Annotated in this window: 19 protein-coding genes; 2 read left to right on the top strand and 17 right to left on the bottom strand. The window is 68.0% G+C overall.

Translation table 11 applies throughout. The features are described from left to right. Positions 1–7: 7 nt before the first annotated feature. The 5 genes from AB3X10_RS06445 to AB3X10_RS06425 all read right to left on the bottom strand — a co-directional run bounded on the left by AB3X10_RS06445 (position 8) and on the right by AB3X10_RS06425 (position 2,358). Positions 8–358: a RebB family R body protein gene (locus AB3X10_RS06445; protein WP_369980047.1), complete on the bottom strand. Its 351-nt coding sequence runs from the start codon at positions 356–358 to the stop codon at positions 8–10. 86 nt (positions 359–444) lie between these two features. Beyond that, on the bottom strand, positions 445–765 hold the full coding sequence (locus tag AB3X10_RS06440) for a RebB family R body protein (RefSeq protein ID WP_145702141.1): 321 nt from the start codon (positions 763–765) through the stop codon (positions 445–447). Positions 766–1,146: 381 nt separating this feature from the next. Continuing rightward, positions 1,147–1,275, bottom strand: coding sequence for a hypothetical protein (locus AB3X10_RS06435; RefSeq protein WP_369980045.1), 129 nt, complete (start codon positions 1,273–1,275; stop codon positions 1,147–1,149). A gap of 8 nt (positions 1,276–1,283) precedes the next feature. Further along, on the bottom strand, positions 1,284–1,841 hold the full coding sequence (locus AB3X10_RS06430; RefSeq protein WP_369980043.1) for a hypothetical protein: 558 nt from the start codon (positions 1,839–1,841) through the stop codon (positions 1,284–1,286). Between the two features lie 43 nt (positions 1,842–1,884). Then, positions 1,885–2,358 carry a hypothetical protein gene (locus tag AB3X10_RS06425; RefSeq protein ID WP_369980041.1) on the bottom strand — a complete coding sequence of 158 codons (474 nt, stop codon included), beginning with the start codon at positions 2,356–2,358 and terminating at the stop codon, positions 1,885–1,887. 287 nt (positions 2,359–2,645) lie between these two features. On the opposite strand from AB3X10_RS06425, the gene AB3X10_RS06420 reads away from it, so the two are divergent. Further along, positions 2,646–2,915, top strand: a complete 270-nt coding sequence (locus AB3X10_RS06420) for a hypothetical protein (protein WP_369980039.1) — start codon at positions 2,646–2,648, stop codon at positions 2,913–2,915. Positions 2,916–2,993: 78 nt separating this feature from the next. Here AB3X10_RS06420 and AB3X10_RS06415 read toward each other — a convergent pair whose 3' ends face one another. The 5 genes from AB3X10_RS06415 to AB3X10_RS06395 all read right to left on the bottom strand — a co-directional run bounded on the left by AB3X10_RS06415 (position 2,994) and on the right by AB3X10_RS06395 (position 7,956). Beyond that, the gene (locus AB3X10_RS06415) at positions 2,994–3,227 is read right to left on the bottom strand and encodes a RebB family R body protein (RefSeq protein ID WP_010343225.1); all 234 of its coding nucleotides are present in this window, start codon (positions 3,225–3,227) and stop codon (positions 2,994–2,996) included. A 159-nt stretch (positions 3,228–3,386) separates the two neighbouring features. Beyond that, the gene (locus AB3X10_RS06410) at positions 3,387–3,890 is read right to left on the bottom strand and encodes a sigma-70 family RNA polymerase sigma factor (protein ID WP_222426045.1); all 504 of its coding nucleotides are present in this window, start codon (positions 3,888–3,890) and stop codon (positions 3,387–3,389) included. Positions 3,891–4,196: 306 nt separating this feature from the next. Beyond that, positions 4,197–6,884 carry a hypothetical protein gene (locus AB3X10_RS06405; protein ID WP_369980036.1) on the bottom strand — a complete coding sequence of 896 codons (2,688 nt, stop codon included), beginning with the start codon at positions 6,882–6,884 and terminating at the stop codon, positions 4,197–4,199. A gap of 524 nt (positions 6,885–7,408) precedes the next feature. Continuing rightward, on the bottom strand, positions 7,409–7,606 hold the full coding sequence (locus AB3X10_RS06400) for a hypothetical protein (protein ID WP_369980034.1): 198 nt from the start codon (positions 7,604–7,606) through the stop codon (positions 7,409–7,411). After that, positions 7,603–7,956, bottom strand: a complete 354-nt coding sequence (locus AB3X10_RS06395; protein WP_369980032.1) for an alpha-L-fucosidase — start codon at positions 7,954–7,956, stop codon at positions 7,603–7,605. Before AB3X10_RS06395 ends, AB3X10_RS06400 begins: the two co-directional genes overlap by 4 nt. Before the next feature lie 108 nt (positions 7,957–8,064). Between AB3X10_RS06395 and AB3X10_RS06390 the strand changes: the two genes are divergently transcribed. Beyond that, positions 8,065–9,153, top strand: a complete 1,089-nt coding sequence (locus AB3X10_RS06390; protein ID WP_369980030.1) for a sialidase family protein — start codon at positions 8,065–8,067, stop codon at positions 9,151–9,153. A 550-nt stretch (positions 9,154–9,703) separates the two neighbouring features. Here AB3X10_RS06390 and AB3X10_RS06385 read toward each other — a convergent pair. From AB3X10_RS06385 to AB3X10_RS06355, 7 genes are all read right to left on the bottom strand, one after another. Continuing rightward, positions 9,704–10,423: a copper homeostasis protein CutC gene (locus AB3X10_RS06385; protein ID WP_369981690.1), complete on the bottom strand. Its 720-nt coding sequence runs from the start codon at positions 10,421–10,423 to the stop codon at positions 9,704–9,706. Positions 10,424–10,437: 14 nt separating this feature from the next. Beyond that, entirely contained in the window at positions 10,438–11,487 is a 1,050-nt protein-coding gene (locus AB3X10_RS06380) for a N(4)-(beta-N-acetylglucosaminyl)-L-asparaginase (RefSeq protein ID WP_369980029.1), read from the bottom strand. A 242-nt stretch (positions 11,488–11,729) separates the two neighbouring features. Next, positions 11,730–12,140 carry a hypothetical protein gene (locus AB3X10_RS06375; RefSeq protein ID WP_369980027.1) on the bottom strand — a complete coding sequence of 137 codons (411 nt, stop codon included), beginning with the start codon at positions 12,138–12,140 and terminating at the stop codon, positions 11,730–11,732. Continuing rightward, entirely contained in the window at positions 12,137–15,823 is a 3,687-nt protein-coding gene (locus AB3X10_RS06370; protein ID WP_369981688.1) for an RHS repeat-associated core domain-containing protein, read from the bottom strand. Before AB3X10_RS06370 ends, AB3X10_RS06375 begins: the two co-directional genes overlap by 4 nt. A 1,233-nt stretch (positions 15,824–17,056) precedes the next feature. Continuing rightward, a complete protein-coding gene (locus AB3X10_RS06365; RefSeq protein WP_369980025.1) occupies positions 17,057–17,533 on the bottom strand; it encodes a chemotaxis protein CheW in 477 nt (158 codons plus the stop codon). A gap of 44 nt (positions 17,534–17,577) precedes the next feature. Next, a complete protein-coding gene (locus tag AB3X10_RS06360) occupies positions 17,578–18,921 on the bottom strand; it encodes a chemotaxis protein CheB (RefSeq protein WP_369980023.1) in 1,344 nt (447 codons plus the stop codon). Beyond that, the gene (locus AB3X10_RS06355; protein ID WP_369980022.1) at positions 18,908–26,071 is read right to left on the bottom strand and encodes an Hpt domain-containing protein; all 7,164 of its coding nucleotides are present in this window, start codon (positions 26,069–26,071) and stop codon (positions 18,908–18,910) included. The genes AB3X10_RS06360 and AB3X10_RS06355 overlap by 14 nt, the downstream gene beginning before the upstream one ends. Positions 26,072–26,160: the final 89 nt, after the last annotated feature.

Below are 26,160 nucleotides of genomic sequence, written 5' to 3'. Positions count from 1 at the left end.
CGCTGGCTCAGGGGTTGGTCAGGCCCGGGACGCCGCCGCCCTTGAACGCCTGCAGCACGGTCATCAGGCTGGTGAGGTTGTCCGACACGCCGGTCTGCGCGATCTTTTCCGACGCCCCCGCCGCGGCAGTGGTGTCCAGGCTGTAGATCTGCATGACGCCCTGGTTGTTGGCCGCCTGCGCCAGCGTGTTCTGCTGCTGCTGGGACGCGACCGCGTTCTCGTACAGGATGCCGCTGGAGTGCGCCAGGCTCTGGTAGATCGAGCCCATGGCGAAGGCCGGCGCCTCGCCGATGACCTTGACGTTGGACTGGGTGACGGCGTCGGTGATCTGGTTGTTGACTGCGGTGGGATAAGCCATGAATCGGTCCTCGATAGGAAAGGAACAGCAGGGGCCAGCCCCGCGCTACCGTCGCCGCGCCGCGGTGACGGCAAGCGGGCCTGCGCTTACTTGAACGCGTTGAGCACGGTCAGCAGGCTGGTGAGGTTGTCGGAGACACCGGTCTGCGCGACCTTCTCGGTGGCGCCGGCGGCAGCGGTGGTGTCCAGGCTGTAGATCTGCATCACGCCCTGGTTGGCAGCGGCCTGCGCCAGCGTGTTCTGCTGCTGCTGCGCGGAGACGGCGTTCTCGAACAGGATGCCGGTCGAGTGCGCCATGCTCTGGTAGATCGACGCCATCGCGAAGGCCGGCGCTTCGCCGATGACCTTGACGTTGGACTGGGTGACCGCATCGGTGATTTGGTCGTTGACGGCGGTTGGAAATGCCATGTGTTCGCTCCTGGGTTGGCGTACGGCCCACGCCGTACGATCACTGAAAACGGCGCAGTGCACGGACTGTGAAACCGTGCGCACCACTTGTCTCGCGACCCGGCGTCGCCTCGCGCGCATGGCGGTTGTGCAGCCATCGCGCCACGACTGCCTTGGCGTCAGGCGCCGGCACTGCGTGCGGCGCGGTATGCGGATGCTGCGGCAGCGGTGGCGCCTCCGCGACGCGGCACCGCTGCGGCGTCGCGCTCAGGCTCAGGCACACGACACGCCGCATGGGGCTCGCCGCATCGGCGCACTACGTATTCCGACGCGCCACGCCTGGCATCTGCCCGCGCGCGCAACGCCATCCGCGTCTGCGGTGGCGCCGCGCGCAGACGACCGTCACGGGGCTGCCACGCCGCCGAGCGGCGGCGACAGGCCACGCCGGATCAGCCGGGCATCGGCGTCGCGCCCAAACGGCGCGCACGCGAACGCCTCCACGTGCACACGCAGAGGCGCGAAACTGGTCATGCAGCAGGTCAGGTCGCCGGCGGCGGCGGCGTGTCCTGCTCGGCCGGCGGCGGCGCGCCGATCAGGCCCTGCGCACGCGCCGCATCGACCACCGCCTGCATCTGCTGCGCGAGGCTACCGAACTGGCGATCGAAACAGTCCTGCACCTCGCGCTGCACCAGGTTGGCCAGGCGGTCGGCGATCTGCGCCATCACCAGCTGGTTGCCGCCGCTCTCGCCGTTCTGCGGCGGACGCAGTTGGCCCGGCCGCAGGTTGTCCAGCGAGGGGGCGGAGGAGAGGGCCCTGAGCACCGCGGCCTCGTTGGCCTGGGTGGCGCCCGTGACGCCGCCGCGGGAGTCCTGCATCTTCTGCATCATCTGCGCGATCAGGCCCTGGACGCGCTGGCGCTCGGCGTCGATCAGCGAGGTGGACGCTTCGTCGGCCGCGCCAGCGGCCGGTTTCTGCGCCGCGGTGGCGATCGCGAAGGCCCGCAGCTGCTCCCGCTCCACTTCCATGAGCGGGCGCTTCAGCCATGCCTCGGCGAATTGGTACAGCGTGTTGAGATCGGATGTCTGGCTGTCCTGCATGATGCTTCTCTTCGAGCGTGGTGGAATCGGTGGCGCGTAGCGCTCAGCTGGAGGCCGACGTGCGTCCGCGCATCAGGTCGGCGTACTTGGCGATGCTCTGGTCGATCTTGTCGATGGCGAAACTGGCCGACTCCGCTTCCAGCGCACCGGCCGCGGCCGCCACCGCCGCCGCCGCGCCGACCAGCACGTCGGTCGCCAGCACGCCCAGCGCATCCTCGGCGGCCTGCTCCAGTTTGTTCTCGGCCAGGTTCTCGGTCATCTGCTTGATCAGCACGCCCTGGCTGGCCAGCGCCATCTTGCTGACGCCGTCGAAGTACACCGCCGCCGATTGCGCGATCAGGCCGGCCGCCTGGCTGACCAGCATGTTCGAGCCGACCACGATCTGCGAGGGTGCGTACGCCATCGTCTCGGCATTGCTGAGCTGCACCGCCTGCACGATCTTGCTGTTGAGCGCATCGCTGGCCGGCGTCGCCGCGGAGGCCTGCTCCAGCATGCGTGCGTTGAGGGTCTTGAGCATGGATGGCGGTGGCGGTGGCGGCGGCGGCGAGGTCGGAGTCGCCGGCGACGTGGGCGGCGGAGATGGCGGTGACGTTGACGCTGCTGGCGCCGGTGACGCGCCAGCGCCGGCCTGAGCGGTCGCAGCGGTCGAAGCGCTGTCGGCAGCGGCCGGCGCGGCAGCGGCAGCCGGCGCCGCGCTGGGGCTGCTGCCCGCCTCCGTGTCGCCCGCATCGCCCGTCGGCGTGGCCGCTGCCGGGATGGCGCTGGAGGTCGACGCGGCGGCGGGGGCAGCGGGATTGGGCACAGATGGCGCCGCGCCGTCCTCCGTCGCTGCTGGCGCAGCTACCGCCGTGGCGCTCGCCGCAGGCGCATCGCTGGACGCCGTTGCCACCGTCGTCGCAACCGTGGCGGGCGCAGCCGCGCCAGGCGCAACTGGTGCCGCGCCGTCCGCTGCCGGCGATGGCGCAGCTGCCGCCGCAGCGCCCGCTGCAGGCGCCGCGTCAGCTGCCGCCTGCGCCGTCGCAGCAGGCGCAGGCGCCGCCGCGGCGGCGGGCGGCGGATTGGTCTTGCTGTTGAAAGGCCACATGCCACATCTCCTGAAGGATGGATCGACGCCGCGGCATCACCCGGCGCTACGCGTACCGCGGCGCCGCGTCACTTCTCGCCGATCGCCATGATCAGCGCCACCGCCTTGGACACCACCGCGTTGGAGACCTGGTTGAGCGCCTGCTGGCTGTGCACCGCGTTCTGCAACGCCAGCCCGGTGGAATGGCTGGAGACCTGGTACAGCGAGGCGATCGCCTGGGCGGGCGCCTCGGCCACCACCTTGACGTTGGTCTGGGTGACCGCATCGGTGATCTGCGAATTGACGAGCGTGTTGTCTGCCATGAACCTGTTCCTTCGTAAGTCGCCTGCCGGGAGGCGGCGCGGTCGCCACGGACGGAGCCGTGGGTCAGCCGCAGCGCCCGCGATGCCGCGGCCTGCGCCGGCCCGGCGTTGAATGAAAACGCCGCCGTGGGCGGCTTGTGAAGCCTTGGCCGGCCGCCCTCACTCCGCCACCAATGCGTGGCGCAGGCGCTTGCGCAACAGCTCCACGCGCTTGCGCACCAGCGGCTGGTTGATGCTGAGCAGATTGGCGATCACCGGGTACGGCAACTCCTCGACGAAGCGGTAGGCGAACAGGCGCCGCTGTTCGCGGGTCAGCGCGGCCACCGCGACCACCACGCGCTCCATCTGATCGTCCAGTTCGGCGCGCTGCAACGCGGTCATCCCTTGATCGGCCACCGTGTCCATTTCCTTAGCCTCGTGCTGCCGGTCCAGCGGCTCGCCGCCGCGGCGGCGCCTGACCGCATCCAGGAACACGTGGCGCAGCACCACGAACAGGAATCCCTGCGGATCGGTCATCGCCTCCGGCGAGCGGCGCATGAACAGCAGCGCCTTCACCGCGGTATCCGACATCAGGTCCTCGGCCGCATCCAGGCGTCCGTTCGCCAGCCGCAACGCACGCCTGCGCAGATCCGGCAAGGCATTGCGCCATGCATGCGTGAACATCTCGTCGGCCTTGGCGAAACGGCCGGCTTCCCCATTCTCCTTCCCCGTTGCCACATCCATCCGCACACTCCCGAAAGCCCCTTGTGCAACGAGTCTCAGCGGGGCCTGCAGGCAATAGCTGTTCCCTGGGTGACAACGCCACGCGGCATCGGCGGCCGAGCGCGCCACAGGCGGCATGCAGGATGGCTTTGTCTACGAATGCATACGCGCGCGTCCTGCGGGGAAGGCTTTTTTACGCGCGTACGCAAAAAAGAACGGGCCCGCTGCGCATGCAGCCAGGCCCGCTCCGGAACGCACCGGCGTGGCTCAGTGCATTTTCAGCAGCTTGATCAAGGCTTCGAGCTGCTTGGGATCGCTCAGCGCACGCAGCCGTTCGTCCAGCTCGGACTGCGCCGGTCGCTCAGGCGCAGGTTCCGGCAGCACAGGGCCTTGCGCCGCGGCGTCTGCCTGCGACAGGTCCGTTGCGGTGGTCAGCGGGGTCGATGGCGCTTGCCGCCGGTCCTCGTCGCTCCCGTCCATCGCCGTTCCCGTTCCATCGGATGTCGCGGCTCGACTGGCCACAGACTTCGCCTCGTCGCCACCGGCGGCTGGACCGCCAACGCCCGCCGACGCTGCGTGGTGCGGCGGATCGGCCTCGTTCTGCAGGATACCGGGCTGGCCGATCGTCGCCTTCCAATAGCCCAGCGCGAGCTTGCGCAACAGCGCCGCCACCGCGTTCAGCGCTTCCTCCTGCACCACGCCGTGGTCGTCCGGCCGCAGCGTGTGGATCAGCAGCGCCTGCATGCGCAGATAGCCATGCTGCGCAGTCGTCCCCGACACGCCCTGGCCATCGCTGCCAAGCAGGCAGGAGCGCCAGTTCTGGAAGGGCAGGAACGCGCGCACCAGCGCCTGGTAGCGCAAGGCAGCGGCAGGCTTGTCCCCGGCGCAGTACAGGACCAGCTTGCAATAGAGATCGAACAGGACATCGTCCTGCGCCGGATCGTGGATCGGCGCCAGCGCATCGGTCAGCTGCTGCTGCAGGAAGGCCCGGTGCTGCTGCAGCGTCGCGGCCAGGGCGTCCGCCCAGGCGAGCTCGACGAACTTGGCGACCTTCGCCTGGCTCAAGCCCTGCGCCTTCGCGCCCAGCACCGCATCGCCGACCACGTCGAGCACATCGCTCTCGACGTCGTTGCGCGGACGGCGGTCGCCGCGATCGAGCCGGTTGTCCTGCGCCGGCTGCAACAGCGCCGATGCGCCGGCGATCGCGTCGCCCCCCAGCGTGGTGTCGAAGGCCAGCCATGGATAGCGCGACATCAGGTAGCTGCGATGGTGGTGGTCGTGGCCGACGCGGAAGGCGTACACCGGATTGCCCAGTGCCAAGGCGTGGTAGCGATCGGTGGCGGGCGTCGCCGATGGCTGGTCCAGCGCCTCGACCAGCGCCATCGCGTTGCGCTTGGCGCGTGCACCGGCACACGCGCGCGACAGCGGCGCATCGATGTCGAAGCGACGCAATTCGATCCCGGCATGCGCGAACGCGGTATGCCCGAACACGGCTTCGAACAGTCCCCGCGGCGTGGCGATGCCGGGGGACGCCTGCTCTTGCGTGGCCTGCGCCGCGCTCCAGGCGTCGCGCACGCGCGCGGACAGCGCCGCATGGAACGCCGGGTCGGGCTCGCCCGCCTGCTGGATGCAGCCGCCGATGAGCGAGCGGTTCTCCGCCCCGACGCCACTGCCCTCGGCGCAATCGATGCGCACGATCGCGCGCAGCGCACGCGCGCCATCGCTGCCGCCGAAGTTGCCGCGCAGCGCCGGGGCCTTGGCCTGCAGCCACGCGAGCAGTTCAGCGTAGTCGCTGGCCTTGTTCTGCGTGCCGGACATGGCCAGCCCGACGATGCTCGCATAGCCCTCGCCCTGTCCGGCCAACAGCGGCTCGACCTTGTCCGCCAGGTAGGTCGTCAGCGCGCCGGCAGGCAGGCCGCGCTGCGGCGTGTGCACCAGCAGCCGATAGTCGGTGCCGTAGCGCGCGTTGTAGTGCTGGGCGAATTTGGCCAGCGGCCGGATCTGTTCCGCGGTGGCGACGCTCTGGGCCAGCAGCACGCCGTCTTCGCGCAGGGCGTCGAACGTCGCCATCGCCCATTGCCGGTAGCCGGCTTTCTGGGCCTCGCTCCAGCCGGCGTAACTGGCCGGATCGCCCTGGCACAGCCGCTGCACGAAATGGCGACGCAGCACGCAGGCGTCGTCGGACGGTGCGTGCCTGCTGGCACTGTAGAGCGCGTCGTTGAAGTAGCGTACCGATGCGCGCAAGCGGGCATCGGGCGCGGACGCGGACGCGAGCGCCGGCGCGACGATCTCGCGGCCCACCAGCGCATACAACGCCGGCGACTGCGGCGGCAGCGCCGACGCTTGCGCTGCGTAGCCCGCGTCCGCCGCCATCGCCTGGCAGGCGATGTACAGGTTCTCCGCCACGCATTCGGCGGGTTCGTACTCGGCCCGATTGGCCTTGCGCAGCAGGCGCACGAACGGATTGCTGGCCGGGTCGATCATCAGCGACAACGCATAGTCGAACAGCAACAGCTCGCCCTTGGCCGATGCCTGCGCATCGTCGGCGTAGAAGCGCTGCGCCAGCAGCCGCGCCAGCGATGGCGCGGCATCGTCGGGATGCCTGCGCTGCGTCGGCAGGATGGCGCTGAAGTCGCTGTGGAAATCGAAGACGTAGCGGGCAGGCGGGGTCGGTTCGGCGAACGTGGCATGGGCCATGGCGATTCCTTTGGCAAGAAGACGACGGCAGGCGGCATCCGCGCGGGGTGGCAGCGTCTGCACCGCCGTTCGAGTCGGCGCCGCCGCGCAACGGCAGGCTCCGGCCGCGGCCAGCGACCAGCGACCAGCCGATGGTACCGCCGCATCGCAGCGGCGGCAGCGGCGTGCGCTCAGCCGCTTGCGCCGGCCATCAGCGCCACGTCTGCAGCGGCACGGCGCAAGTATCGGCCATGGCCGGCAATGCCTGCGCGCGCGCATCCCACGCTGGCGCCAGTACGACCGCGATGCACGCCAGGGCCACGTACCATGCCTGGCGCAGGCGCGCGCGCCGCACGACCCTGCGCCGCGTCCAGGCCGAGCGGGCATGGGATTTTTTTCTCGCTGTGGCATCGGCCATGGCGTTGCTCCGTTCGGGAACGCGGCGCCGCCGCGTCGTCTCCCCCCATCGGTCCACGCAGCGTGCGACGTGCGACGCGCGTGCTCGGCGACCTTGTCCTAAACGCGGCATCCGCCGCCCTGTGAAAGAAGGGACGCGCCCGGTCGTCTGTTGGGTGCGGCCTGTGCGTGTGGCGGGCGTGGCGGTTCAACGCGCAGCGGCGGCGCCCACATTGCACAGCTGGAACTCGCGATATGCGCCGCGTCGGCGCGGGAGTCGCCATATTCGAACAGGGCGGTGTCGGCGAAGACCATCGCGTTGGCCCGACAGGCCCGCAACTCTTCCACGTCCTTGTCGAAGTTGTAGACATGCCCGGCGCTGCCGGCGCCGTCCAGCTGCCGCTCGGTCAGCGGGCCATAGTGCGAGGCCGGTTCGATCCGCTGCGAGACGCAGTGCTCGCGTAGGCCATGAAGTCGGCGTACTCGGGTTCACGGCGGTCCCACGGCGACAGGGAGATGCCCAGGTCCATGCTTTCCTTGAGCACCGCCTCACTGTTCGTCTTCACCAGGTCGCCCTGGCCGACCAGCCACAGGCTTTTCTTCACCGACTACCCGTTCTCGGCGATGGGTACAGCGAGAAGCCGCCGTGGTGCTTGGCGACCAGGAGCAGAGACTTGCCGCCGGCCGCCTTGGAGGCGCGCGCCCAGTGCGCGGGATCCACTGGCCCGTGTTGAACACCTTCGGGCTGGCGATGCCGTTGCCCCACTCGCGGTCCAGAAAGGTATTGGTGCCAAAATGCACGATCACGCCGAATTCCAGATCCTGCCGGGCGACCTGCCGCGGCGACGGTTTCACCTCGGGAACGCTGTCCGCCAGCGCATGCGGCACGGTCAGCGCGATCGTGCCAGGAGCGGCCAGCCAGCGGATCGGACAGGGAGAGGGGGCGGTTCGGCATCGCAGGTTCCCGCAGTCGGGACAGCCGTACGCTTCCGGCACGGCCCGCATATGGTATTTAATTGATGATAAATAGGTATCCCCCGAACCGGCACAGGACCGGACCACCATGATGCGCCCCTCCCTACTCCCCCTGCTGTCGCTGTTCGCCGTGCGCGCGATCGCCGCCCCTGCGCCGACCGCGCCGGCCCCCGGCCTGCCGTCGCCGGTCGTCTACAGCGAATTCGTCAACGCCGACGCGCCGACCGCGCAGTGCCACGCCTCGACCCTGCTGGAAACCCGCGATGGGCTGCTCGCCGCCTGGTTCGGCGGCCGCCACGAGGGCGCCGACGACGTCGGCATCTGGCTCGCGCGGCGCGACGCGCAGGGCTGGCAGCCGGCGCAGCGCGTGGCCGACGGCGCGCAGCCGCAGGGCACGCCGCTGCCGGCATGGAACCCGGTGCTGTTCCAGCCGGCGCACGGGCCGTTGCGGCTGTTCTACAAGGTCGGCCCGGACCCGAAGCGCTGGTGGGGCATGCAGGCCACCTCCCGCGATGGCGGTGTGCACTGGTCAGCGCCCGAGCGCCTGCCCGACGGCATCCTCGGCCCGATCAAGAACAAGCCGGTGCAACTGGCCGACGGCCGCATCCTCAGCCCCAGCAGCAGCGAGGACGCCGGCTGGGTCGCGCACATGGAGTGGTCCGACGACGACGGCGCGCACTGGACCCGCGGCCCGGCGCTGAACGACCCGAAGCGGATCGGCGCGATCCAGCCCAGCGTGCTGGTGCACAGCGACGGCAGCGTACAGGCGATCGGCCGCAGCCAGCAGAACCACGTGTTCAGCACCTGGTCGCGCGACCACGGCCGCAGCTGGGAACCGATGACCCTGCTCGACCTGGCCAACCCCAATTCCGGCACCGACGCGGTGGTGCTGGCCGACGGCCGCTCGCTGCTGGTCTACAACCCCACCGAAGCCGGCAAGGACTGGTGGGACGGCCGCGGCACCCTGGCGGTGGCGCTGTCCGACGACGGCATCCACTGGACCCGCGTACTGACCCTGGAAGACAGCGCCAAGGACGAATTCTCGTATCCGGCCGTGATCCAGACCCGCGATGGCCTGGTGCACATCAGCTACACCTGGAAACGCACCCGCATCAAACACGTGGCACTGGACCCGAAGCGGCTGCGCGCTGACGCGACGCCTGCCGGCAAGGAGTGAAACCGCGCGCCGGCACCCGATGCGGCGCCATGCGGCATTCGCGCCGGACACGCATGCCGAATCAAACGCCGCAGATGTCAACCAGTGCAGCACGGCTGCCGTTGTAGGAGCGGTTTCAACCGCGACACCGACAACGACGCGATGGCAGGCTTCGGCAGCCGTCGGGGCTGAAGCCCCTCCCACAGTGCACCCAGCCAATCCATCGCAAGCCTCCCTGTAGGAGCGGTTTCAACCGCGACACGGACAACGACACGATGGCTGGCTTCGGCAACCGTCGGGGCTGAAGCCCCCCTACAGCGCACCCAGCCAGCCCATCGCAAGCCTCCCTGCAGGAGCGGTTTCAACCGCGACACGGACAACGACACGATGGCGGACTTCGGCAACCGTCGGGGCTGAAGTCCCTCCTACAACGCCCCAGCGGCTGGCCGCAAGCCCCTGTGGGAGCGACTTCAGTCGCGACGAACGGAGCCCGTCACCATACCGACTTGGAGTTCTGTCGAAGCTGAAGCTCCCCGGGCAAACACTCCCCACCCCCAAACCACCGCCCCCACTACTCCGCCAACAACGCCACCATCCGCCGCACCCGCGCCTCATCGGTCTGCATGCGATCCCCGCCCAGGCTGCGCACATGCGGATGCGGCGCCAACGCCCGCGACGCCAGCGGTCCGCGCGCCGATCCATGGAACTCGCGCGCACCGGTCAGTGCACGCAACCGCGCCAGATTGGTATCGGAAACTCCCGACCCCGGCATTACGCTCAAGCGCGTCCCCGCCTGCTGGACCAACTCGGCGATCAACGCCGCGCCCTCCTCCGCGGTCTCGCGCGCGCCGGAGGTCAGCACCCGCTCGCACCCCAGCGCGATCGCATCCTCCAACGCACGCCGCGGATCGGCGCTGACATCGATGGCGCGGTGGAAAGTGACGCCGAGCGATCCGGCCGCCGCGATCAGCACCCGCATCGTGTCCATATCGACCTCGCCCGCCGGATCCAGCGCGCCCAGCACCACCCCGTCGCAGCCCAGCCGCACGCACTGCTCCACGTCGCGGCGCATCGCCTCCACGTCCGCCGCGTCGAACACGAAATCGCCGACCCGCGGGCGGATCAGCACGTACAGCGGAATGGTCAGGCGATCGCGCAACACCGCCAGCGTGCCGAACGACGGCGTCAGCCCGCCACCGTCCAGGCCGCCGCACAGCTCCACCCGCATCGCCCCGCCGGCCTGCGCCGCCAGCGCCGACCCGATCGAATCGGCCGCCACTTCCAAGCCCATCCGCACGACCTGGCTCATGCGGCCGGCTTCGCGAAATGGCTCTGCCCGGGCAGCAACAGATCCTGCTGCTGCGCATCGCAGACCGCGTAGCTGAAACCGGGCTGGATCGCGAACGCGCCGACCTCGCCGCGCTTGTTCATCGCCAGGAAGCCGACCTGCAGGTCGCGGGTCAGCTGCGGCTTGCGTCTTACGATGCGCATCACCACCTCGCGGCAGGCCTCGGCCGGACTCTTGCCCTGGCGCATCATCTCCACCACCGCGAAACTGCCGACATTGCGGATGACCTCCTCGCCGACGCCGGTGGAGGTCGCACCACCGACCTCGTTGTCCACGTACAGGCCCGCGCCGATGATCGGACTGTCGCCGACCCGGCCGTGCATCTTCCACGCCATGCCGCTGGTGGTACACGCCCCGGACAGATTGCCGTGCGCGTCCAGCGCCAGCATGCCGATGGTGTCGTGGTTGTCCTTGCCGCCGGGCAGCGTGCCCTTCTGGTAGGCGCGGTTCTCGATGTTCGCTTCCGGCTTGTACTCGGAGGTCTTCAGCCACTCCTTCCACGCCTTCTCCGACGACGGCGTCAGCAGCTTGGTGCGCTCGAAGCCCTGCGCCAGCGCGAACTGGAGCGCGCCGTCGCCGACCAGCATCACGTGCGGCGTCTTCTCCATCACCCGCCGCGCCACCGAGATCGCATGCACGATGTCCTCCAGCGCCGCCACCGACCCGCAGCCGCCGGTGTGGTCCATGATGCAGGCATCCAGCGTGACCCGCCCATCGCGATCGGGATAGCCGCCGAGTCCGACGGTGGGATTGTTCGGGTCGGCCTCCGGCACCTTCACCCCGGCCTCCACCGCGTCCAGCGCCACGCCCCCGCGCGACAGCACCTGCCACGCCGCCTGATTCGCCGCGATGCCGAAGTCCCAGGTCGAGATCACCCGCGCCGCGCCACGCGGCAGCGGTGCGACGCCGTTGCTGGTGGCCGCCCGTGCACGCGGCAGCACAGAGGCCAGGCCGGTGGCGAGGGCGCCGAAGGCGGCGGTCTTAAGGAAATGGCGGCGTTCGTGCATGGCGTGTGCTCCGGCGCGGGGGAAGGATGGGCGCCGCGCGAGGTGGCGCGCGGTTGGCCTTGCATCATGCAGCAGAGCGGGGATGAAATTGAAGGCAAACTATTTGATGGTACATCTGTCGGATGTATCGCCGAATGCCTCAGGGGCATCGCTCTTTCGATTCAGCCTCCCCCCGGCACTGGCTCAGGCAGCCTCTAAAGCATCACGCGCAAAACCCAAAGACGCTACAAAAAAACCACAAATCACCGCTTCTTGCCATCTCCCACAAGATCGAAAATTACTGCGCTCGACGGCTTTTCAACATCCGGGAAAGCCGCCAGTTTATTTCCAGGCTGATGAAAAATCATCACCCCGTATGGAGTAGAACATTTCTGATTCGTCATACTAGAAAACTTAAGAAATACACGATCATCTTGCGCCTCATATTCCCACGTACCAGTGCCATCGACATCGCCGACCGCCGTGGAATCAGAACAGGCTATAGCGGACGGAAATCCTTTAACCTCAAACCCTCCATCGACATCAAGCTTTAATTCCCTAGTCTTCATGTTTGATTCCTTGCTGACCCAGATTCCAGAAAAATTATTTTCCGAACCAGACATTCCGCAGCCAGAAACCAAAGTAACAGCAGCAAAAGCAACTAAGATCTTCATTTCTCACATCCGCATTGAGACAAGTCGAAATTCAGGTCGAACGTCTGCGTCACTTCAGACATTGGCCCTGACGATCTCCAGCGATTCAATGGGTCTCCAATATTTTCGGACCACCATTTTGTATAGCCTATTACTGGCGGATGTGTCGCCGACTGTAGCGACGATGAGTTCTTAGCTTGCACATGAAGATACCTTCCTTCGATCTGATAGCGAACGTTGTAGCTCCCCATAAATGTCACAGCGATATTTCCAGTATGACCAGCCGTAAGCAGATTCGAATAGTCATGCAAATAAAGCGGTATTCCTTTCCACCCACTTACTGAATAGTCCCACTTACCCTGCTGTGGAATTGAACCCTCACAAGCTCGCTTCCTAAGGCGCTGGATGTTTGAGTGCTGCCTCAAGGTTTCCGCAAACGGATCGCCGTCAGTGAAATCATGATGGCGAGGCCCAATGCCAGTGAGCCACTCCCAGCCTACAGACCAAGGGGATGAGGTATCTGCTAGTCCGAACGGATCAACTGCACCTAACGTATTCCCACCAACGTATCCAAATGTACTAATCCCGCCAGCCAATCCAATCGGATCACTCTGCCCATACCGTCCTGTGCCAGGGTCGTAATCCCGGAAGTAGTTCTGGTTGAGCCCGGTCGCTGAGTCGTAGCGCTGCCCCGGGAAACGCATGTCGAACACGAACGCGGTGCCATCCTTGTCCGGGTCCTGGTCCGGTGAGGTGTTGCCGAACGCTTCGCCCTTCAGGTCCCAGGTCCAGATCGCCACGTCGCGCACCGGGTCGATCACCGCGCGCGGGCTGCCCAGGTGGTCCGGCTGCACGTAGCGCAGGCTGTTCTTGGCCAATACGCCCACCGGCAGGTCGTCCAGCCAGATCGCCTGCTGCAGCGACGCGCCGTTGGCGTCGTAGTTGCCCAGCCAGTGCCCGCTCTCGTCGTACAGCGTGTAGGTGTTGGTCTTGTCCACCCGACGCACCTGCTCGCCGCGGCCGTTGTAGCCGTACTTCATCACCACCGTGCCCGCGCGCTTGGCCTGGCTCATCCGGCCCGTGGCGTCGTAGGCGAACTCTTGCGCGGTGCCGCCGATGGACAGCGTGTTGCCGATCGCGTCGTAGGTGCGGGCGGTGCCGGCCACCGCGCTCAGGCGGTGATTGGTGGTCGGGTAGGTGTAGCTCTGCGTGACGGTGTTGACCTTGGCGCTGAGCCGGTTGCCGGTGGCGTCGTAGCTGTAGCCATCGATTACCGTGCCGGTCGGGCCGTCCTTGAACGCGGTCAGCCGGCCCAGGGCGTCGTAGTCCAGGCTCACCACCGGGGCGGTGTTGCCCACCGCGGTCAGGGCGCTGAGGTTGCCGGCCGGGTCGAAGGCGAAGCCGGTGCTCAGGCCGTCGCTGCGGGTGTCGCTGACCGCCAGCGGGCGGTAGTCCTGGTCCAGCACGCGCTGCATCGGGCGGCCGTTGCCGTAGGACCAACTCGCCACCGGGCCGAACGGGTAGTAGGTCGCGTTGCCCAGCAGGACCTGCCGCGTGCCGCCGGCCGGGGTCACGCCCACTTCCGTGGTCTGGCCCTGGGCGTTGCGCACGTAATCCACGGCTGCGCCGTCGGGATAGGTCAGGCGGCTGAGCTGGCCGGCCTTGGTGTAGGCATAGCGCAGCACGAACACCTTGCCGTTGGTGGTCTGCACCTTGCGCACCAGGTCGCCGAAGCGGTCGTAGCAGTAGTCGGTGGTGCCGGTTGTGTCCTGCATCCGGGACAGGCGGCCGATGGCGTAGGTCTCGCCGCTGGCGCAGGTGGTCTGGCTGACGTCGTAGGTGTAGGAGACGTTGAGGCTGGTGGTTGGATAGGCGACCTTGGTCAGCCGGTTCAGCGCGTCGTAGCTGTAGGTGGTCTTGATGTTGCGCGCATCGGTCTGCGTGGCGCGGTTGCCGGCGCTGTCGTAGGTGTACGTGGTGACGCCGGTGTCCGGGCTGGTGAGCTTGGTCAGGTCGCCCAGGCCGTTGTAGGCGTAGGTGGTGTCCAGGCCCTTGGGGTCGGTGACCTTGGTCAGGTTGTCCAGCGCGTCGTAGCCGAACTTGGTCTCGGCCGCGATGCCGCCCACGTCCTGGAGCGTGCGCGCCAGGCGGTTGAGCGGGTCGTAGTCGTTCTGGGTCTTGTGCCCCAGCGCGTCGGTGACCGCCGTGGTGTTGCCGTTGGCGTCGTAGCCGAAGTCGGTCGGGTCGCCGCTGGCGGTGGCCTGCGTGGCCAGCTGGCCGAGCTGGTTGTAGACCCGCGACAGCGTACGCTTGAGCGTGCCCGCCGCGTCCTTGGTGTCTTCCTTGACCCGGTTGCCGGCGTTGTCCAGCGTGTAGTGCAGCGTGTTGCCGGCGTTGTCGACGATATCGGTCAGGCGGTGCGCCGCGTCGTAGGTGAAGGCGGTGAACGCGCCGTCCGGCTGGGTGACCTGCTTGACCAGGCCGGTCGGCCAGTAATCGATGCGGGTGATGCGGTCGTCGCTCTCGCTGCTGTCATCGGCGCCGCGAACCTTGCTGGCGGTGAGCCAGCCGCGCGCGTGGTAGGTGAAGTCGGTGATGAGGCCGTTGGCGTCCTTCACCGACAGCACGCGGCCGGCGCCGTCGTAGGCCAGGTACTCCGTCACCTGGCCCAGGGCGTTGGTGACTTTCCACAGGTCGCCCTTGCGGTGCGGGCAGGTGGCTGGAGTGCTGGCACAGGTCGCATCATCGGATGGGTAATAACTGTAAAAGACGACATCAGAATAAGCTACAGACGGCCCATCAATACTTTTCAAGAGCCCAGCAAGAGGGCACGGATCGGTCGTGTTTGTGACATCCGACTCAGTGCAGTATCCGTAGCTCGTCTGCCGCACACCCGCAGGCGCAGAGGCTTGGGATCCGCACTGATACGAAAGCGATGAAGACTCGCCCGGAGCGTATTCACAATAAGAAGAAATCAATCCCGCCGAATTATATGCAAACCTCGTTAACGAAACGACACCCTGCGATGTGCCGACTTGCTTTTCCGTAACCTGATTTTTACCGTCGCGCGTAACCTTGACAGAACGCTCCTGCGGAGTTTGAACGGCTACGGTAGAAACCCTGACCGCATCGGAAGCGGATGTGACCGCATCGGAGTAGCTATAACTTGTGGCCACCCCTCGTCTATCAACCGAAGAAGTGAGCCTTCCATTCTGATCGTAGCCATCCACTTTTGTGCCCGCACTGCCGGAAATACCGGTAACCTGCTTGAAAGCGCCATTGGATAACGCATACGAAAGGGACTCTCCTAATGGTGTAGTGACTAGCGCACTTTCGTCATCGGCATAGCTAATTCTTGTCTCTGCGACCTTGGTGCCGGCCGCGTGTAGCGCACTACCTTCAACAAAGCCACGGGAATCATAAGAAAATGTCGCATAACGCTCAGCATCATCCGCAATACCTGTCAGCAGATGACGGATATTAGCCGGGCCAAATCCCTCCTCGTTGTAATAATAGGAACGAACTGATCCATCAGCATACCTGGCAGCAACCAGATTTCTTTCCGAATCGTAGTCGTAATCAACATAGCCACCATCGCCTTGGCTTACGCGCTTCAAGACGCCATTGACATAACTGAAACTCAGCGTGCGTCCTAACCCATCGGTTGCCAGAGCCAGCTGGCCGCGCTGGTATGTCAATGTCACATTGTAAGCGACGCCTTTTTCCGAAACAATACTGAGCAATCTTCCATCTGCAGAATAAGATCGCTTTTCGCCATTGGCTTTAGTTAGAAGATAGGATCCATCATCCAGAACAACCAAAATATCTCCGCTGTTCTGAGCCCCTCGATAAATGTGATAATCGGTCTGAATGAAAAATTGATAAAACCCATCTTCTGTCGTGATGGATGGTCTGGTAAGGCCAGTTACTTTCTCCAAAAATGTGTGCCCCCAGCCGACTCCAGTAGCCTCACCCTGCTGAATCTCTTGCAACGAGTGGTAATAGCGAGAAAATGGCCTTCCAGCGAACCAAAGGTCTGGCTCGTTACGCATTTTATCCCCTGTTGCGGGGAAGCATGGATTTTCATTAGCCGGACAAGAAGGCGTCTGGCTTGGGCCACCCACATCTCGTTTGACTATACGTTGCTCAGGTTTTCCGGCCGTACAAAGGTAAGGCCAAATCGCGATGTAATCCGGATTTCCAGTGTTATTATATGCCGGATTGTAGCCCCAAATTGGCCAAAACCCGGCAGGACAATCATAAGTCTGCACTTTTACAAGCTGAAACTGCCATGGGTCGGGATAGTCCTGCCCCCAGCCTGGGCACCAAGTATCATTCTTAAGCCACCTATCCTGTGGCGTCATGAAATCCAAATAACCAGCCCCGTAATAATCGCGACTATATACGAATGGCTCACCATACGACCCTTCAACACGTATATTAGAGAAAGTGCAATCCGGATAGACCCCTTGGAAATAGGCCATCATGTTATGGACTATCTCCGCCTCATCCGCACAACGCCCAGGAAAATTGGGATCCTCTGCCTGCTTGCAGAATCCTGGAATAGTTTCATAACCCCACCCACCAATCGAGTAGCTTGGGGGATTGAAGTGGGTCGGCGCTTGATCAGGAGCCACATAGACCAGACTCACTATTGGAGTCGCGCCCTGATCGCTGACTTCAGTCCTGGAACGAATCAGCTGATTACCATAGGCGAAATAGGTCCGCATTTCGGACTCAGCCTCCTGGAGGGAAGCAAAGCAAGCGCTCTCATAACAATACTGGCTGGACTGGGCGGCAGCTGCATTCCCACATAGAAACGTGGAAGCAAGAGCAAGCACAGCCGTACAAACACCTAAAAACAGTTTTGGCATACAAACTCCCTTTCATAGCCTTGTGAATTCACGCACGCATCAGCGCTACAGCGATATTTTCATTTAAGCCGCAGCCGAAAACCGCTCCGAAATCATCCCCTCGATCGCCTCCATGTCCGGCAGCAGCGCGCTCTGCTCGCCCAGCAGCACGCGCATGTGCACGCCGGCGGGCAAGGTTTCTTCGGAGGCGTCGGCAAGCAGGCCGTCGCGCGGGACCGAGATCAGTTGCGGGAAGGATTGGGTGATCAGGGCGAAATACGGCAGGTCGGGATTGCCGCCCAGGGCCTTGAGCACGACGATCTTGTTGTTGGAGGCGACGGTCTCGCTGCCCAGGCCGGTCAGCCGGGCGAACGACAGCAACGGGACCTTCCAGCCGTACCAGGCGATCTGGCCGAGCAGCCAGTGCGGGGCGTCGGCCAGCGGTTCGACCGGGACGCGCGACATCACTTCGGCGACGGTGGCGTTGGGCAGCAGCGCCCGCTCGCTGCCGGCCTGGATCAGGACACCGCGGATTTCGTCGTTGCTGGCGTAGCTGCTCATGGATTACGTCGTCCTGGAACCGGGGAAAACGCGCGGGCGGCGGCTCAGCCGCCCCATCGCGCGGACAGGGCCTGCGCCAGCTGCACGGGGTCGCCGCCGGGATGGCCGTGGCCGATCAGTTGCACGGCCGCGGCAGGGTCGTAGCAGCCGTCGCCGGTCTGGCCGGCGACCCAGGCGCCCTGCGCGGCCAGGGCCACGACATCGTCGACCTGCTGGATGTCGCTGCCGCTGAGCAGCAGCACGGCGCTGTGCGCGGCCGGCAGGCCGCCGACCACCGAAGCGCCGGCGTCGTGGGCGACGAAACGCAGGCCAGCGCCTTGGCCAGCGCGCACGCCGACGTCGTCGGGCAGGATGTAGACGTTGCCGACGGCGACCGGTTCGCCGGCTTCGGCCAGCAGCACCGGCAACGCGGAGACGCGCGCGATCTGCTTGACCAGGTTGCCGTAGCGGCCGCCGTCCAGGCGCAGCTGCACCAGCAGCGGTTGCGGGAAGTCCGGCGGCAATGCGGCGAGCAGGCGGCGGATGGCGTCGGGACCGCCGATGCCGGCCATCACCAGCACCGCGCCCTGCGCGGCGGCGCCAGCCGGGGTGGCCGCGTCCTCGGACTCCAGTGCGACCAGCGACAGGCCCTCGGTGGAAATCTGCATCTGGCTCAGCGGCGCGCGCGCCTGCACGACCAGCGGCGCGTCGTCGTCCACCAACGACCAGGCACTGGCCGGCAGCGGTGGCGGCAGGCTGGGCGGCGCATCGGTGGACGCCGCCGCGAGCGGTGCCGCCGCGTCCGGCGCCGGCGCCGGCGCGGCCACGTCGCCGGCAGCGGCCTGGTCGCGCGCGAACTGCAGGTCTTCGAAGCCGGGCGCGGCATCGGCCGGCGGCTGCCAGGCATAGAAGCTGTCGCCGGGCACGGTGCTGGCGAAGCTGGCCGCTTCCTCGACGTGGAAGCCGATCGGCGCGCCCTCGTGCAGTTGCGCCGGGGTCGCCGGCAGGCCCGGTTCGGGCTGCAGGCTGGCGTCGGTTTCGCGGCCCGGCGGCAGCACGTCCTGGTGGCCCTGCAGCTTGGCCGCCAGGTGCCGCGCCCAGCGCTGCGCTTCCCAGCCCTCGCGGCGCGCGGCCAGTTCGGCCTCGTCGAAGATCACGGTGACGCCGGGCAGGTCCAGCGCCGCATCCAGCCGCTCCAGCGCGTCCTCGATCGCCGGTTCCAGCGCGATCAGCACCGCGCCGGGGGCGGCGTCGGCCAGGGTCTGCGCGTCGATCGCGCCGGGGTCGTCCTCGAGCACGATCGACGCGCCGACCTGGTGCAGCGCCTCGCGCAGGCGCTCGCGCGCCTGGCCGGGGCGCGCCAGCAGCGCGACCGGGGTGCCGCTGCCTGCGCCGTCATTCGCGAACACGGGCGATCCCCAGCAGGTCGTACACGTTGCGCATCAGATCCAACTCTTGGTAAGGCTTGCCCAGGTAGCGCTGCACGCCGATCTCGAAGGCGCGCTGGCGGTGTTTCTCGCCGCTGCGCGAGGTGATCATCACGATCGGCACCGACTTGTAGCGGGGGTCGGCGCGCATCGCGGTCGCCAGTTCGTAGCCATCCATGCGCGGCATCTCGATATCCAGGAGCATCAGGTCGGGGACGCGTTCCTCGAGGCGCTCCAGCGCCTCGATGCCGTCGCGCGCGGCGATCACGTCGAAGTTGTGGCGTTCCAGCACGCGGCCGGTGACCTTGCGCATGGTCAGCGAATCGTCGACCACCATCACCAGCGGCACGCGCCGCTGTTCGGTCGGCGCCGCTTCCACCACCGGCCGCGCCGGCTGCGCCAGGTAGCGGCGCACCAGCGGGGCGACGTCCAGGATCACCACCACGCGGCCATCGCCGGTGATGGTGGCGCCGTAGATGCCGGGCACCGAGGCGATCTGCAGGCCGACCGGCTTGACCACGATTTCGCGGTTGCCGAGCACCTGGTCGATCGCCACCGCGGCGCGCAGGTCGCCGGCGCGCACCAGCAGCAGCGGCACCTGCATCTGCCCTTCGGCCCGCGCCGGCGCCTGGCCGACCAGCGAGCCGAGGTCGTGCAGCGCGAATTCCTCGCCGCTGTAGTGGTAGCCGCCGTCGGCCGCTTCGAAACGCTCGCGGCTGATGCGGCCGATGCCGCTGACCGAGGCCACCGGCACGGCGAAGGTGGTGTCGCCGATCTGCACGAACACCGCCTGGGTCACCGCCAGCGTCTGCGGCAGGCGCAGGGTGAAGGTGACGCCCTGGCCCCACACCGAGTGGATGTCCACCGAGCCGCCGAGCTGGCGCACTTCGTTGCGCACCACGTCCATGCCCACGCCGCGGCCGGCCAGCTGGCTGACCTGGTCGTAGGTGCTGAAGCCGGGGGCGAAGATCAGCGAATCCAGCTCTTCGTCGGACAGCGCGGCGCCGATCGCGATCAGCCCGCGCTGCTCGGCGCGGTGGCGGATCGCGTCGCGGTTGAGGCCGGCGCCGTCGTCGGCCACTTCCAGCACGATTTCCGAACCTTCGCGGCGCAGGCGGATGGCGATGCTGCCCTCCTCCGGCTTGCCGGCGGCGCGGCGCTGCTCCGGCGTTTCCAGGCCGTGCGCGACCGAATTGCGCAGCATGTGCTCCAGCGGCGCGATCATGCGGTCGAGCACGTTGCGGTCGAGTTCGCCGTGGGTGCCTTCCAGGGTCAGGTGCACCTGCTTGCCGGTTTCGCTGGCGGCCTGGCGCACCACGCGGCGCAGCCGCGGCACCAGGCCGTCGAACGGCACCATGCGCGCGCGCATCAGCCCGTCCTGCAGTTCCGAGCTCACCCGCGACTGCTGTTGCAGCAGGCCGTCGTACTGCCGCGCCAGGTCGTCGAGCACGCCCTGCAGGCCGCCCAGATCGGCCGCCGATTCGTTCAGCGCGCGGCTGAGCTGCTGCAGCGTGGAGAAGCGGTCCAGTTCCAGCGGATCGAAACTCTGCTCGGTCTGGTCCTGCTCGCGCTGGTAGCGGGCGACGATCTGCGCTTCGGTTTCCAGGTCCAGGCGCCGCAGCTGGTCGCGCAGACGCGCGTTGGTGCGGTCCAGTTCCGACATCGCGCCACGGAACGCGCCGAGCTGCTGTTCCAGCCGCGAGCGGTAGATCGCCACTTCGCCGGCGTGGTTGACCAGGCGGTCGAGCAGGTCGGCGCGCACGCGCACCTGTTCCTGCATCGGCCGCGCGATCATCGACTCCTCGTCGAGCGTGCCGTCCACCGGCAACGGCGCCGACAGCGGCGCCGGCGCCGGGGCGGGCACCGAGGCCGGATCGACCGCGGCCTGGATCATCGCCGCCACGTCGGCATCGGCATGGGCCTCGACGCCGGCATCGACATCGGCCGGCACGCTGCGGCCGTGGGTGCGCGCGTCGAAGCGGCCGATCAGGTCGACCGGCATCGCCACCGCGCGGTGGTTACCGGTGAGGGTGAGCAGCTGGTGCAGGCGGTCGAATCCGCGCTCGAGCAGTTGCACGTCGCCGCGGTCGAGTTCGGTGCGGTTGGCGGCCACCGCCTCCAGCAGCGATTCGATGCCGTGGCCAAGGTCGCCGATCGGGTTGACCCCGGCCATGCGCGCGCCGCCCTTGAGCGTGTGCAGGTCGCGCTGCAGGCCGCCGAGCACGTCGCGGTCCTGCGGTGCCGCGCGCAGTTCGGCGATCAGGCGGTCGCAATGGTCGAGCAGGTCCTTGCCTTCCTCGACGAAGATGTCGACCAGCTCGCGGTCCAGGTCGGCGAAGTCCAGCGGACCGAGATCGACCGCGGCCAGGTCGGCCGCTGCGGTGTCGTGCTGGGTGGATTCGGCGGAGGCCGGTTCGACGTCTGCGTCTGCAGGCTGTGCATCGCTGGTTGCGGCGTCGGCCGGCGTGGTGCTGTCGGCGGGCACGGACTCGGCATCCGAATCCGCGTGCGCATCGGCGTGGTGCCCGGCAGCGTCCGGTGCTGCATCGGCGAGGTCGTCGGCCTGCGTTTCGTCGGCGTACGTCCCGTGGTCATGCGGCGCGTCGACCGGTGCTGCGCCGGCATCTGCATCGCCTTCGGGCGCGGCATCGGGCGCGGTCGCTTCGACCGTGTCGTGCGGATGCGTGTGTCCGGCATCGACGGTCGCGGCCTGCGCTGCGTCGGGATCGGCGGATTCGGGCGCGGCATGCACGGCGTCTTCGGCGTGCGGCGTCGGCGCGTGGTCGTCAACCCCGGTCGCATCGGCGTCCGCCGGGTGCGCGTCGGCCTCGTCCTGTGCGGCGTGGCCGTCGCTGTCCCGATCCGCGGCATCGTGCGGCGATTCCGCTGTGGCGTCCACGTCGTGCGCTGCATGGTCGGCAGGCGCGGCAACGTCGTCCGCCGCCGACAGCGGCTCGGCATCGTCGTTCGCCGACACCGGCTCGTTGCCGTGCCAGTGCGCGGACGGCTGCACGGGTTCGGCCGTGAACGCATAGCCGTGCGGATCGCGCTCCTGGTCGTGTTCGCTGTGGTCCTGCTCGCCCTGATCGTGCCCGCTCTCGGCGTGCTCGTCCCCGTCGTGCGCGCTCTGATCGTGCGTGGTCTGGCGCGATTCTTCTCCGTGCTCGCCCCGATCCGGTGCGTCGTGCGCTTCACCATCGGCGGCAACCGCATCCGGCTCCTGCGTCTCGACCACCTCTTCGGCAGGCGGCGGCAGTTCGCTGTCCGTGGGCGCGCGCTCGTCGACCAGCGGCGCGTCGACGGTCAATTCGTCGAGCTTGCCGTCCTGGGCCAGCAGTGCCTGCCGGTCGGCATCGATCGCAGCAGTTTCGCTGTCGCCATCGGCCGGCGGCACGGCGAGCGCGCTCGCGTCGGCTGCATCGCCGTCGCCCTGCGCGACGCCGGCATCGGCGCCGCTGTCTTCCGCATTGAAGGATGCATCGCCGTCGTCGCGCGCATGCGTCGCCTCGGCGACGTCGTCGGCAGAGGTCTCGCTCGGCGCGGACACGTGCGCCTCATCGGCTACCGGCTGCTGCGCCAGCGGCGCATCGGCCGCCTGCGCCGCGGATGCGTCGATCTCGGCAGTGTCGGCAACAGATCCTGCCTCGGCATGGTCCGCATCGGCGCCGGCCGCGTCGAGATGCCTGGCATCGCCCAGGTACGCCGACAGGTCGTCGGCCGCGGTGAGTTCGACCGCCTGCAGCAACTGCGGGTCCAGCGCCGCATCGCCCTGCGCTTGCGGCGCATCCTCGTCGTCTTCGTCGTCGTGCACGACCGACGACCACTGCACTTCCGGCAGCGTGGCCACCAGCGCCTGCAGGCGCTGCGCCAGTTCGGTGAACGGCGGGATCACCGGCGACGGCGCCTGCAGTTCCTCGATGGTGCCGGCGATGGCGTGCACGGCATCGTCGAGCGCGCGCACGCCTTCGGCGCTGGGCACCACGGCGGCGGCCAGCAAGCGCTTGACGTAGCTCTCCGCCGGGCCGGTGACCTCGGTGATTTCCGGCACGTCGGTCATCGCGAACGCGCCGCTCATCGTGTGCACCGCGCGCAACAGCGCTTCGGTGGCCGGCTGCGGTGCCTGCTGCAGCCAGTCGCGGACGGTCTCCAGGTGGGTGCCGACCTCGGCTTCGAGGATCTCGCGCAGCACGCTGTCCACCGATGCCGGCGTGCCGGCACGCGGCGCGGCAGCGGCGGGCGCCGCGGCGGCGGCGAAGTAGTAGGCGTCCTCGCCAGCGGCGATGCGGTCGGCGACCGCCTGCATCGCGTCCAGGTCGGCATGGATGACGCCGTGCCCGCGCAAGGCGGCGTTGAGCTGCGGCAGCACCTCGTAGGCCAGTTCGACCATCGTCACCACCGCCGGACTGGCCGGACGGCTGCCGTCGAGCACGCGGTTGAGCATGCCCTCGATCTTCCAGCTGAACTCGCCGAGCACGCGCGCACCGACCAGCCGGCCGCTGCCCTTCAGGGTGTGGAACACGCGGCGGATCGGGCGCAGGCTTTCCAGGTGATTCGGCGCGGCGCGCCATGCCGGCAGCAGGTTGCCGAGGTTGACCAGTTCCTCGTCGAATTCCTCGAGGAACACGTCGCGGATGTCGGCGTCGATCTCGCCGCCGTCGTCGACGAAACCGCCGTCGATGGTGGCGGGCGCGGGCGTCACGGCGGCATCGACTGCGTCGCTTGCCGGTGGCGCGTGGTCGGCGGCGGCCTCGGTGGTGCCTGCGGCGTCGGCCGCGGCCGGTGCGGCGTCCACGTCGAACTGCGCGGCGGCGGCGTCGAGTTCGGCGAGGAACGCGGCCGAGGCGGCGTCCAGCTCGATCGGCTGGATGCTGGCCTTGTGCACGCCGGGCGCCGGCGCTTCCGGCTCCGGGGTCGGCTCCGGCCAGGCCAGGTCGACGAACGGGCTTTGCTCGGCGTCGGCGTCGGCATGCTCCGCGTCGCCGGCATGCGCACGCGGCGCTTGGTCGCTGTCGGCCTCGGTCGCGAACACGGTGTCGCTCGCCGACAGGTCGATGCTGGGCGTGGTGTGCGCGGCGGCGACATCGCTGTCGTCGTCGGCCAGTGTCGCCGGCGTGTCGCTCCAGACGATGCTGTGGACGTCGTCGACGCCGGCCAGCGGCGCGTCGGCGAAGGCCGGGGCATCCTCCAGCTCGATCACCAGCACGTCGTCGTGGTTGCCGTCGGCGGGCGCGGCGGCCGGCAGGTCGACGATGACCAGGGTCGCGTCGTCGTCGGTCGCGTCGCCGGCCACAGGTTCGGGCTCGGCGTATTCGGCGGCCACCGGATCGAAGCCGTAGGCGGCCGGCGCTGCGGCGTTGGCCGCAGCATCGGCATCGGCGTGTGACGCGGCCTGCTCCGGCGCCGTGTCGGCGTCCGGCGCGCGGAACGCATCGCCTTCCAATGCCAGCGTGTCCACGCTGATGTGCAGCGGCTCGGTAGCTGCCGACCATTCTTCCTGCTCGGCGGCGACCGGATCGAAACTGATCGGCGCCGGCGCGACGCTGGAGGCGGCGTCGTCCGGCGCGCTCACGACCGCATCGGATGGCGCGTCGGCGGCGGCGGGGTCGATATTCTCGGCAGCCGCGGTGTGAGCGGCGGCCTCGGTGTCTTCGTCCAGCGTCCACTGCGGCGCCTGCGGCGCGGCGCCCGGCAACGGCGGCGGCGTGCTGGCGGCGAGCGGCGCGTCCGCGACCGGCGCCAGATCCCAGGACGGCACCGGCGGCGGTGCGGCAACCGCGCTCGGCGCTTCGGCGACGTCGGCGGCCGGCACGGGCTCCGGCTCCGCCACGGAGGCAGGCAGCGACGCATCGGCGCCGCTCGGCACCACGTCTTGCGGCGCCGGCGCATCGCTGGGCAGCGGCCAGTAGCGCAGCGTTTCCAGGCTGCTGCGGGTGATGTCGAGGATTTCCTCGCGGCCCGGGCGGCGCTCGCGCAGCGCTTCCAGGTAGTACTCCAGGCTGGCCATCGCATCGGCCAGGGTGTCGAGCTGGCGCCCGCTGGGCACGCGGCGCTTGCCGATCAACTCGGTGGCGACATAGCGGCGCACGCCCTCCAGGTAATCGGCCGGCTGCGGCAGTTCCAGCATGCGCAGCGCACCGGCGACCTCGCCGAGCAGGCGCGGTACCTCGCCCAGGCGCTCGTGGTCCCAGTTGGTCTCGATGAAGGCGACGAAATGCTCGCGCGCCGCGGCGAAATTGGCGATCGCCTCGTGCGCCAGCACTTCCACCGTGCGCCGCGCCTCGGCGGCGCTGGCATCGTCCTGGATCCCGGCGCTGGCGCCGAGATAGGCGACCTGGTCGTCGAGCGAGGCATCCACGTACAGCAGCGCGCCGGCGATATCCAGCAACAGGCCTTCGTCGGCCTGGCGCTCGCCGTCGACGATGCTGCGCAGCGAATCGCGCTGCTGCACCACCACGCCGCGGGCCACGCCCAGGCCCATCACGCCGAGGGTGTCGGCGACGCTGCCGAGTTCGTCCACCTGGGTCTGCAGCGCGGCGACGTCGCCGCCGGTGCGCAGGTGCAGGTCGAGCGCGTCCTTGACCCGCAGCAGTTCTTCCTTGATCGCGGTGCCGACGGTGTCGAGCAGTTCGCGGTTGCGGCCGCTGAGGCTGCCGCGGGCATGGTCCAGTTCGGCCTCGGTGGCGGCGCCGGCATCGGGCGACAGCGCGAACAGCGCGCCTTCGCTCAGGCCCGGCTCGCCGCGCGCGGCGCGGATCTCGTTGAGCAGCGGCAGCAGCACGATCGGGATGTCGCGATGGCCGTCCTGCAGGCGCTCCAGGTAGTCGGGCAACAGCACCGTGCCGCGCATCAGCGTGGCGCAGGCCTCGTCGCGGTCGGGCACCTGGCCGTTCTGCACGGCGACGGCCAGCAGTTCCAGTTCCTCGGCGACCATCGCCGGCGCGTACAGCTCGACCATGCGCAAGGTGCCCTGCACCTGGTGCAGGTAGCCGGCGCAGAAACGCATGCGGCTGGTGTCGGCCGGCTCCTCGACGAAGTATTCGATCTCCCCGCGCACCTGGCGCAGGGTCTCGTCCAGCTCCGGCTTGACCCAGCCCAGGGCGGCGTGGCTCATCGCATCGCGCAGCGCGCTCATCGCCGCGTCTCCGCGGACGGCCGCGCGCCGTGCCGCGTCAGCGCGGCGGCGGGATGCAGGGAGTTTTCGCGGTACGTCATGTGCACTGT

It is taken from the genome of Xanthomonas sp. DAR 80977, from assembly GCF_041240605.1.
GTDB classification, from domain to species: domain Bacteria; phylum Pseudomonadota; class Gammaproteobacteria; order Xanthomonadales; family Xanthomonadaceae; genus Xanthomonas_A; species Xanthomonas_A bundabergensis.
This window is presented reverse-complemented; position numbering and strand designations above follow the sequence as displayed.